The 10,341-nt window shown below is 59.0% G+C and carries 10 protein-coding genes; 4 read left to right on the top strand and 6 right to left on the bottom strand.

Annotated elements, in window-relative coordinates; genetic code table 11:
- Positions 1 to 45: 45 nt before the first annotated feature.
- The gene (gene drt2 / locus PG898_RS21220) at positions 46 to 1,092 is read right to left on the bottom strand and encodes an antiviral reverse transcriptase Drt2 (protein WP_333563613.1); all 1,047 of its coding nucleotides are present in this window, start codon (positions 1,090 to 1,092) and stop codon (positions 46 to 48) included.
- Between the two features lie 651 nt (positions 1,093 to 1,743).
- The gene (locus PG898_RS08095) at positions 1,744 to 2,142 is read right to left on the bottom strand and encodes a VOC family protein (protein ID WP_270823569.1); all 399 of its coding nucleotides are present in this window, start codon (positions 2,140 to 2,142) and stop codon (positions 1,744 to 1,746) included.
- A gap of 75 nt (positions 2,143 to 2,217) precedes the next feature.
- On the opposite strand from PG898_RS08095, the gene PG898_RS08090 reads away from it, so the two are divergent.
- The gene (locus PG898_RS08090; protein WP_270823570.1) at positions 2,218 to 3,144 is read left to right on the top strand and encodes an AraC family transcriptional regulator; all 927 of its coding nucleotides are present in this window, start codon (positions 2,218 to 2,220) and stop codon (positions 3,142 to 3,144) included.
- A gap of 58 nt (positions 3,145 to 3,202) precedes the next feature.
- On the opposite strand, the gene PG898_RS08085 is transcribed toward PG898_RS08090, so the two are convergent.
- Both PG898_RS08085 and glnK read right to left on the bottom strand, forming a co-directional pair.
- Positions 3,203 to 4,444, bottom strand: a complete 1,242-nt coding sequence (locus PG898_RS08085) for an ammonium transporter (RefSeq protein ID WP_005328796.1) — start codon at positions 4,442 to 4,444, stop codon at positions 3,203 to 3,205.
- Positions 4,445 to 4,469: 25 nt separating this feature from the next.
- Positions 4,470 to 4,808 carry a P-II family nitrogen regulator gene (glnK, locus tag PG898_RS08080; RefSeq protein WP_005328794.1) on the bottom strand — a complete coding sequence of 113 codons (339 nt, stop codon included), beginning with the start codon at positions 4,806 to 4,808 and terminating at the stop codon, positions 4,470 to 4,472.
- A gap of 403 nt (positions 4,809 to 5,211) precedes the next feature.
- On the opposite strand from glnK, the gene PG898_RS08075 reads away from it, so the two are divergent.
- Positions 5,212 to 6,213 (top strand): sensor domain-containing diguanylate cyclase, encoded by a 1,002-nt coding sequence (locus PG898_RS08075; RefSeq protein WP_041206522.1) that lies wholly within the window; start codon positions 5,212 to 5,214, stop codon positions 6,211 to 6,213.
- Between the two features lie 149 nt (positions 6,214 to 6,362).
- A complete protein-coding gene (locus PG898_RS08070) occupies positions 6,363 to 6,776 on the top strand; it encodes a hypothetical protein (RefSeq protein WP_005328788.1) in 414 nt (137 codons plus the stop codon).
- A 62-nt stretch (positions 6,777 to 6,838) separates the two neighbouring features.
- On the opposite strand, the gene PG898_RS08065 is transcribed toward PG898_RS08070, so the two are convergent.
- Positions 6,839 to 8,833 carry a methyl-accepting chemotaxis protein gene (locus PG898_RS08065; protein ID WP_270823571.1) on the bottom strand — a complete coding sequence of 665 codons (1,995 nt, stop codon included), beginning with the start codon at positions 8,831 to 8,833 and terminating at the stop codon, positions 6,839 to 6,841.
- 221 nt (positions 8,834 to 9,054) lie between these two features.
- Positions 9,055 to 9,411, bottom strand: coding sequence for a hypothetical protein (locus tag PG898_RS08060; RefSeq protein WP_005328782.1), 357 nt, complete (start codon positions 9,409 to 9,411; stop codon positions 9,055 to 9,057).
- Positions 9,412 to 9,611: 200 nt separating this feature from the next.
- Between PG898_RS08060 and PG898_RS08055 the strand changes: the two genes are divergently transcribed.
- Complete coding sequence (locus PG898_RS08055) at positions 9,612 to 10,334, top strand: response regulator (protein ID WP_041207099.1); 723 nt, start codon at positions 9,612 to 9,614, stop codon at positions 10,332 to 10,334.
- The last annotated feature ends 7 nt before the right edge of the window (positions 10,335 to 10,341 follow it).

The following is a 10,341-nucleotide window of genomic DNA, read 5'->3' as shown; positions in this document are numbered from 1 at the left end:
CTCATGATGAACCCTTTTTCATGGCTCCAGATGACAAACATGATCTCATATCAGGGACTTGTTCGCACCTTCCCTAGCTAGGGCTGCTGATCTAATTAATTTTCTTTCGCCATCATAAATAAAGCCTAAGTACTGTAGTGGCTTGTCGCATTTTTGAACTCCGCGGTATGTATGGAAAGTTCTAATTTCTGTTTTTTTATCATTTATTTCTATTTTTAGCTCGGAGATACTTTGTGTCACTAGAGACATTAACTCGCTAGTATTATCACTATCGATGATAAAAAGCATATCGTCACAGTAGCGATAGTATTCTCCTGAAATAGATTTAACTATGTCTTTTATTTTCTTGTCAAAATCTAGCATATATATATTAGAAAGAAGGGCGCTTATAGATGTTCCTTGTGGTATGCCTCTCCCAGTCGAGTTGGTTTTTATTAACTCAAGGCCTCGCACTTTCTCTCTGAAGGTGTTTATATCGCAAAGCCTTAATCCTGCAGTTTTGGGGTTGTTTTTCGATATTTTAAGTGCTGTATACAATAGGTCTCTATTGACCACAGAAGATTTAGTTAGAGACCTATATATATTAAAATGGTCATTGGGTAATGAATTTTTTTGGAGTAGTTTGCACCACATTGATTTGAGTATCTCATGGTCTAAATTATCAAAAAAGCCAGAGATATCCATAGCGATTGCAGTGCAATCGTTATGGGCCTTTATTTTTTCAAAGGCTATGTTAGCAAAATCAATATTACTTTTTCCAAGAGCTCTAAAAGCAAGTACGGAGTCTTGCAGTTGCGATTTATCGAGAGCTTTTTCATATAAATCAGATAATAACTCTGCATAGTAAGAATAAATGTGAGAGTCGATATGTGATGCGTATGAGATTGGTCTTGTTTTAATTTTTTTTAGAACATTGCCATCCTTGTCTATTGATATTTTAAGACTTTGTATATCGTACTTGATTAGCGGGAAGAAAGCATGCTGGGCGACATTAAGAGGAGATTTTACTATTTGACATGCTTTCCGTAATTTTACTGGAGAATCAAAATGTAAGTAGCCACGACTCCGAAACCATTTATTTTCTGAGTTCATCATGTAAGCCTTAAATTGCAAAACCCGGAAAGGTAAAGGACTGTGGCCATCCGATTCCCGATCCGGGCTTAACAAACGTACTTAAATACGCATTCACAACATCGATATGATGTCGGCCACGAATGTCAGATATGATATATGATACCATCATCGCAGGAGTGTTCGACGTGAGTCTACTAACCATCTGCGGCCATGCAAGTCGTCTGCTAGCCAGTGTACTGGTGCGCGTTCTACTTGACAGCTTGTGATACACCTTACTTCCTAAATAAGTAAGCGAAGTCATAGTAAATTGTGGTGAGAGCAAACACAATAAAATATTGGCTATATATATTGAGCTTTGCACTCTACCTCGTATAACAACTTTTTATATTTTAAAAATTTCGTATGTTGGGCTTCTCAGGCTCAGTATCAACCTACCGATTGTGTAGGTTGTGGCTGAGCGTAGCGAAGCCCAATGTTTTCCATGTGATCTCTTTTTCCAACCCCTCATCCCCAACCCTTCTCCCGCAAGGGGAGAAGGGGGTAAAGTTCGCCTTTACCACCTCCGCTTACGCTTCGTTAATTTAATTTTCGTGGCTGGCGATCATATTTCGGTGCCGCTTTATCCCCTCTCCCGTTGGGAGAGGGCAGGATGAGGGGATCATTTAGCCATTAGATGGTCAGCTCCAACCGGTTGCCTTCCGGGTCGAGGAAGGTGCTTTCGTAATAGCCGTCGCCGGTCCAGCGGGGGCCGTCCAGGTGTTTGACCTCGGCGCCCTTGAGTAGCTTGAGGCGGGCGGTCATCTTGTCCACCGCCTCCACGCTGCCGAGGGAGAAGGCGAGATGGGCCAGCCCCTGCAGTGGGTGCGGCAGACTGGGATAAGCCGGAAACAGGGTGGGGGTATGCATCAGCTCCAGGCTGGCGCCCCCTTCGAAACGCACGAAGTAGGAGCTGAACTGCTTGCTCGGATTGTGGTAGCGCTCATTGGCCTGCCCGCCAAACAGGGTGCAGTAGAATGCCTTGAGTGCCTCCAGATCCTGCGCCCAGATGGCGACGTGATGGATATGCATGGCTTGTCTCCTGTGACTTGATGCCCTTGATGCTATGCTGGGGCCTGTCCCTTCGACATGGCTGAGCCCGTCCTGATGATGTCTGAAACTGCCAATCTTGAAGTCATTGACGTCTCCCCCGACTGCCGCGAGCAGATCTGCTGTGACAGCCTGCTGCCGGCCCTCGCACAGGAGCAGGTGTGGCTGGCGGGCTATTCCCGTCTCAAGACCCGTTATCGCATTTCCCGCCGCTTTGCCGATGTGCACTGTTTTCTGCTGACTCTGGGCGGCGAGGGGGAGGTGCAGGTGGGGGATCGCCGCGAACGGCTGCAGACCGGCGAGTGGGCGCTGATCCCGGCCGGAGAGCCGCTCTGCTATCAGCTTAGTGAGCAGCTTAGTGAGCAGTTGAGTGAGCAGGTGAACGAGCCGTTGGATCAGCCGTTGAGTGAGACGGGTGAGTGGGAGCTGGTATGGCTGCTGCTGCACAAGGATTCCCCCTGGGATGCCTTTGCCAGCCGCCCTCGGCTCGGTTGCACCTCCCAGCAGGGGACACTGCTTCGCACCATCGAGAACCTCTATGCGGAGCAGGAACGCCATCAGGACCCGCTGCTCAGCGCCCTGCTGGTGGAGCAGCTCGGCTTTTATCTGCGCCGCCTGCTGCAAAAGGGGGAGGGGCAATGGCGTGGTGAGCGGCTGGCGCTGCGCCTCGAATTGCTGCTCAAAGAGGCGCTGACCGAGTCGTGGGACATAGCCCGCATGGCCGGCGCCCTGCACCTCTCCGAGCGTCAGCTCCATCGGCTCTGTCAGCAGCACTTCGCGCTAGCGCCCATGGCGCTGCTGCAACGGTTGCGGCTGCAGCGGGCGGCGCTCTTGCTGGCCAGCCGGGCCGACTCGGTGAAGCAGTTGGCCGAGCAGTGCGGCTTCAAGAACGAGTACCACTTCTCCACCGCCTTCAAGCGCCAGCATGGGCTGGCCCCGAGTCACTACCGCCAGGCTCACCATCCCGCCTTCAAGGGGCGCTGAGGGCGCCAAAAAAACGGGGCCCGAGGTGTCCCCCGGGCCCCGCAAGCAGATGGCGTGCTTAGATGCTGGATTTGATGCTGACGAACTCGGGGTAGGCATCGACACCGCACTCGTGCATGTCCACGCCCATCAGCTCTTCCTCTTCGCTGACCCGCAGACCCATGGTGGCCTTGAGCAGGCTCCAGACCAGGAGGGAGACGGCAAAGACCCATCCGAAGATGGTGGCGGCACCGAGCAACTGGGCGCCGAAGGTGGCGCTCGCGTTGGAGAAGGGCACCACCATCAGGCCGAACAGGCCGCACACCCCGTGTACCGAGATGGCACCGACCGGATCATCGATCTTCAGGCGATCGAAGGCGACGATGGCGTAGACCACCAGGGCCCCGGCCAGGGCGCCGATCAGGCTGGCAAACAGCGGGCTGGGGGAGGCCGGGTCGGCGGTGATGGCGACCAGACCGCCGAGGGCGCCGTTGAGGATCATGGTAAGGTCCGCCTTGCCCCAGGTGAGCTTGCTGACCAGCAGGGCGCCGACCACACCGGCGGCCGCGGCGGCGTTGGTGTTGACGAACACGGTGCCGATGGCGGTGGCGTCAGCGGCGCTGGAGAGCGCCAGCTGGGAGCCACCGTTGAAGCCGAACCAGCCCATCCAGAGGATCAGGGTGCCCAGGGTCGCGAGCGGCAGGTTGGAGCCGGGGATGGGATGGATCTCTCCTTGCTTGCCATATTTGCCGCGACGGGGGCCGAGCAGCAGCACGGCGGCCAGGGCGGCGGCGGCACCCGCCAGGTGGACGATGCCGGAGCCCGCGAAGTCGGAGAAGCCCGCCTCTTTCAGGAAGCCGCCGCCCCAGCTCCAGTAGCCCTCGACGGGGTAGATGAAGCCGGTCATCACCACGCAGAACAGCAGGAAGGACCAGAGCTTCATCCGCTCGGCCACCGCCCCCGAGATGATGGAGGTGGCGGTGGCGACGAACACCACCTGGAAGAAGAAGTCGGCGTGCAGGGAGTGGCCCGCGTCGTCCGCCTGGCTGCCCATCAGGCTGCCAAAGCTCGGCAGCCAGCCGCCTGCGCCGTTGTCCACGTACATGATGTTGTAGCCAACCAGCAGGTACATGACGCAGGCGATGGCATAGAGCAGGATGTTCTTGGTCAGGATCTCGGTGGTGTTCTTGGCGCGGACCAGGCCCGCCTCCAGCATGGCGAACCCGGCGGCCATCCACATGACCAGCACGCCGGAGATCAGCAGGTAGAAGGTATCGAGCGCATAACGCAGCTCGCTGACGGATGTGATCAACTCTTCCATGTCGTATTCCTCGGTTCCAGTCGTATCAAAGGGCGTCTGCGTCGGTCTCGCCGGTGCGGATCCGCACGGCTGCCTGCAGGTCGTAGACGAAGATCTTGCCGTCACCTATCTTGCCGGTGTGGGCGGCCTTGCTGATGGCGTCGATGATCTGCTCGACGTTGTCGGCCAGGGTGGCGATCTCCAGCTTTACCTTGGGCAGGAAATCCACCTGGTATTCGGCACCCCGATAGAGTTCGGTGTGCCCCTTCTGGCGGCCAAACCCCTTGACCTCCGAGACCGTCAGCCCCTCGACGCCGAGATTGGCCATGGCTTCGCGAACGTCATCGAGTTTGAATGGCTTGATGATGGCGGTGATTAATTTCATGCAATATCCCCAATCCTTGGTGGCTCACTTAGACAAAAGGCAAATGTTGGGCCAATATTTTTCTCCCATTTATTCAATGTCTTATTCATTTTGTGTCCGGAGGTGGGACGAGAGACGCCCAATTTTGGCAGGGCTGCGCCAAGGGTGCGCACCGCTTTGGTGCATGCGGCGAACAAACAAAAGAGGGTCGGCTTGACGGCGCTCAAGACCTGCGAAGAGCCCGGCTGCTACTGTTATTCAGGGGAGCTCGGGAGTGGCCGATAACCTTGTCATGACAGGGTGTGAAAGCCGTCCACCGCCATCGGCGACTCCCGGCAGGCCAGGCGCATGTTTCAGTGATGTTCAACAATCGGATGTGAGTCACCGCGCAGTGACGCGGGGTAGCAGAACAAGGATGGTTCCCATGCTGCAGGACAATGACACGATCAGGATTTCGGATCTCAATGACGCCGCCGTACGCGGCATTCTGGAGGTCATCAGCGACGGGGTCTGGGACTGGAATGCCAACACCGGTTTCGTCTATCGCAACCCGGGCTGGTATCAGATGCTGGGCTATGAGCCGCACTCTCTCAACAATACGGTGTTCACCTGGGAGAACGTGATCCATCCGGACGATCTGGCGCGGGTGATGGCCTGTTTCGACGCCTATCTGAGCGGGGTGGCCCCTGACTACCGGGTCGAGTACCGCTGCCGCTGCCGCAACGGGGACTTCATCTGGATAGAGGATCGTGGCCGCATCATAGCGCGCAATCCGGATGGATCCGTGGCCAGGATGATAGGGGCGCATCGGGATATCCATGCCCAGCGTGAGCTCTATGCCCGGCTGGAGCTGCACAATCGCTCCCTGGAGCAGCAGGTGGCGGAGCGCACCGCCGAGCTGGAGCGGCTCAATCTTGCGCTGCAGCACCAGGTTGAGGAGAACCGTCGCCTGGCGGAGACGGACTCCCTGACCGGCGCCGCCAGCCGCTATCGGCTGGAGCAGGCCGTCCGGCTGGAATATGAGCGTGCCCGGCGTTTCAAGGAGCCCTTCGCCGTGATCGCCATGGACGTGGATGACTTCAAGCAGATCAACGATCGCCATGGCCACGGGGTGGGGGATCAGACCCTAATCGACATAGTGCGTCTGACGCGAGGCTCCATCCGCGAGATCGATCTGCTGGCCCGTTGGGGCGGAGACGAGTTCATGCTGGTGCTGCCCAATACCCGTCTGCCGGAGGCCCAGGTGGTTGCCGAAAAGTTGCGACAGCGATTGGGCTACGCCAGGGTCAAGGGGGTGGAGCCCATCACCCTGAGCTTCGGCCTGGTGGAGTCCATGCCGGATGAGCCCCTGAATCAGCTGATGGCGAGGGTGGACAGGGCGCTCTATCGAGCCAAGCTGGCGGGCAAGGATCAGCTCTGCGGCTAGGCCAGCCCGATATCCGTTCCCGACCACCATCTTCACCCAAGGGGATTGCCCCTTGCCCCCCGAATGAGGCTTGACCTTGGGATCACCTTGACTCCAGTCAAGCTCACTGGTCTGATGCGCGCTCTTTCATTCCTGTGAGATGTATCTTAATGAAAAAGTGCCTCCTGATTGCCCTGACCGCCCTGCCTCTGGTTGCCCAGGCCGGCCTGATGGACTCCCTGACCGACTCCGTGACCAGCAGCGTCACCAGCACCGCCAAAGAGATGGCCGGTACTGCCATGGACAGCGCCTCCAACGAAGCGATCAAAAAGGCTCTGGATATCAAGGAAGGAGGCTCCAACAAGCAGGCCATCAAGGACAAGCTGGGCGCCCCGGCCAGCACCAAGACCGACGCCGGTCTGGAAGTGTGGACCTATGATCTGGGCGCCCTGAACAAGGCTTCCCCGCTGCTGGCCGAGACCACCAAGTCCCTGCTGAAGGATTCCGAAGTGGCCCAGAAAGACGTGGTCATCAAGTTCGAAGGCGAGACCGTCAAGACCCTGAACCTGGCCAACAAGGCCTGAGTCACGGCGAAGTGAATGAGAAAGGGGCCCGCGGGCCCCTTTTTGCTGGCTGGCGTTCACCATCACACCTTGAAGCGGCGCACCAGGGCCAGCAACTGACGGTTGGAGCCGAGCAGGGTGGCGGCGCTCTGCTCGGTCTGGCTGCCGTTTTGCACCAGCAGGCTCAGCATGTCGCGAATGCTCACCATGTTGCGGTTGATCTCCTCGGTCACCCGGCTCTGCTCTTCGGCGGCGGTGGCTATCTGGCTGCTGAGATCGTGGATCTGCACCACGGAGTCGGCCATGCTGTCGAGCCCGCCGGTGACCTGACCCGTGGTGTCGGCTGCGGCCTGGCAACTGCGCTTGGTCTGCTCCATGGCGACCACGGCCTCGGCCACCCCCTGGGTGAGGCGCGACAGCATGCTGCCCACCTCGGCGGTGCTGTTCTGGGTACGGGCCGCCAAGGCGCGCACCTCGTCGGCCACCACGGCGAAGCCACGTCCCTGCTCCCCGGCCCGCGCCGCCTCGATGGCGGCATTGAGCGCCAGCAGGTTGGTCTGGGCGGCGATGCCGCCGATCACTCCGAGTACGCTGCCAATCTGTTTGGCATCCTCCTGCATCTCCAGCACCTTGGCGGCGGCGAGGTCCACCTCGTCGATCAGGGCCACCACGCTGGCGGACGCCGATCCCACCACCTTGCGTGAATTGGCAGCCTGGCCATTGGCAGCCTCGGTTAAGCTCGCCGAGTCGCTGGCGTGCTGGGCCACGCTGTCGGCGGTGGAACTGAGCTCGGTGAGGGCGGTGACCACCTGATCCGTCTCGCTGGCGTGTTCCCCCAGGATCCGTCTGGCCTGACCGGTCTGCTGATCGAGCTGCGCCAGCTCACGGGTGATGAGGTCGGTGGCATCGGTCACCTGCACCATCATCTGCTGCAGGTAGGCGATGAAACGGTTTACCGACAGGGCGATGTTGTCCAGCTCGTCATGGCCCTTCACCTGTATGCGGGCGGTCAGGTCGGCATCGCCGGCACTGAGGGCATCGATGTTGAGCTTGAGGGTCTGCAGCCGGCTGCCGAGCTGGCTGATGGCCAGCACCATGAGCACGAACAGCAGCCCCACCAGAGGCAGCTGGATACTGGCCAGGGTGGCGAGCACGTCCCGGCTGTCCTGGGTCAGGGTGCTGGTCGGCAGTGCGGTGGCGAGCAGCCAGGGGGTGCCTTCAATGGCCTGCATCAGCAAGGTCTGCTCCTGCCCCTGATCCTGGAAGGTGGTGCGCAGCAGCCCCTTGCTCGCGTCCTGGCCGAGCAGGCCGGCGATGGCCCCGGCGAAGGGGTAGTCGGCGTGGGCGGAGAGGTTGCCGAGCACCACATCGCCGCCGAGGCGGGCGTTCTTGCTCAGGATCTTGCCGTCAGCCTCGACGATCATCACCTGGCCACCGATCTCCTGCTCCTTCCTGGCCACCAGATCGTTGAAGAACCCCAGGGTCACGTCTATGGTCGATACCCCGTACAGGGCGCCGTCCTTGTAGATCCCCATGGCGCAGTTGGTCCTCGGCTGCTGACTGGCGCCATCCTTGTAGGCTGCGGCCCAGACGCACATGCCGCGAGGAGCCTGCTGCCCCGCCTTGTGCCAGGGTTGCTCGAAGTAGTTCGGCGCCTCGACCGAGTTCCAGTAGGTATTGGGGATGAGCGCGTTGGCCGCGTCCCTGTGATAGAAGGTGCTGAACTTGGCGCGGCCCGCCTCCCGCTTGTCCGGCAGGGGCCAGATGCCGCCGCCGAAGACCATGGCGTTGCCGTATTGATCGATGAGGGCAGGCAGCAGGGTGTCTATCTGCTCGCTCGGCAGCTGTGCCACCAGCTGGGTGATGCTGCGGGACTGGCTCTGCACCCCGTTGAGCTGATCGCGGATGTCGGTGGCTATCTCGCTGACCCGCATCGCCACATTCTGCTCACCGGCCTTCTGCAGCGCCGGCTTGATCCAGAACTGGATGCCGATCACCGTCAGGGCGCACACCAGCGCCATGAACCCCAGGAAGACGGCGGTATAACGCCCCTTGATTGTGCCCAGATTCCATCCCATAACGACTCCTGTCCACTGTTGTCGGGGCCTTGCCCGATCCTGTTGTTTGAGTCGCCATTATTAGCCATTTCGAACATAAAACGTTTGTTATCGCTCACATAACCCGGAGCAGATGATAAGGGAAATAACGGATGCCAGGGGCGAATCGCAGAGGGTGGCAGGCCGAGCGGGAGAGACAAAAAAGGGTGGCCGAGGCCACCCTGTTGCGGGTCTAGAAGCGTTTACTGGTGCGCCTCGGCGAACTGTTTCATCGCTTCGGCATGCTTGGTCATGCCGTCGGCACGCAAGCCAAGGTTCTTCACGAATTCGGCCTTCTTGGCCGGGTCTTCAATCTTGTCATAGCGCTGTTGCAGGTGGGCCTGGATCTGCTCCGGGGTCATGTTCTGCATGCGGGCCATCTTGTCGTGGCGGCCGCCGTGGTGCTTGCCGCCCATCATGCCGGAGCCGTCCATGGGGCAACCGGCCGCCATGGCCTGGGTCGGCTGGGCGGTGGAGACGGCTTCGCTGGCGGCATAGGCGCCGAGCGGCAGGCCGAGGATCAGGGTGGCGGTCAGCAGGGTCTTGGTCAGGTTTTTCATGGGTCACTCCTGTCTAATTGGTACGGGTACAGGCTGTTTCGCCTTGGTACCCAGTAAACACCGTGGAAGTGTCTGAACTTTGCCAGTACCGGACTATTTTGTAGCAGAGTGTGGCATCTTGGCGCTCTGGCACACTTTGACACAACCCGCCCGGTTGATTTTCGTATAATCGCTCCAGCTCGATAACGGGAGAGACGATGATGAACCAAGGCAGCCCTCATATTCTGGTGGTCGACGACCACAGTGAGATCCGCGATCTGCTCAAGCGCTTTCTGGAGCAACACGGCATGCGCGTCAGCTGTGCCCGTGATGGCAAGGAGATGAAGCGGCTGCTGGACGAGCGGGAGTTCGATCTGCTGGTGCTGGATCTGATGATGCCGGGGGAGGATGGCCTCACCCTGTGCCGCGAGCTCAGAGTGAAGTCCCGCCTGCCCATCATCATGCTCACCGCCATGGGGGAGGAGACGGATCGCATCATAGGGCTGGAGATGGGGGCCGATGACTACCTCGCCAAGCCGTTCAATCCCAGGGAGCTGCTGGCCAGGATCAAGGCGGTGATGCGTCGAACCCAGGCCGAGATCCAGCCCGTGCCCGAGACTCTGACCCGGGATCTGCGCTTCGATCGCTGGTTGCTCGACATCAATCGCCGCGAACTGGTGGACGAGGAGGGGGTGGGGATGAGCCTCTCCACCGCCGAATTCGATCTGCTCAAGGTTTTTCTGGAGCGCCCCCAGCGAGTACTGAGCCGGGATCAGTTGCTGGATCTGGCCCGCGGCCGGGAGGCTGTGGCCTTCGATCGTGCCATCGATACCCTGGTGAGCCGGCTGCGGCGCAAGCTGGAGCGGGATCCCAAGAACCCCGAGCTCATCAAGACCATCTGGGGCGGCGGTTATCTGTTCGCCGCAGACGTGACTCAGGAGTGAGGCCAGC

Origin of the sequence: Aeromonas sp. QDB31 (assembly GCF_027707605.1) — a bacterium.
Classification (GTDB): Bacteria; Pseudomonadota; Gammaproteobacteria; order Enterobacterales; family Aeromonadaceae; genus Aeromonas; species Aeromonas media.
The sequence above is the reverse complement of the archived record's forward strand: the minus strand, read 5'-3'. Positions and strand labels throughout refer to the sequence as shown.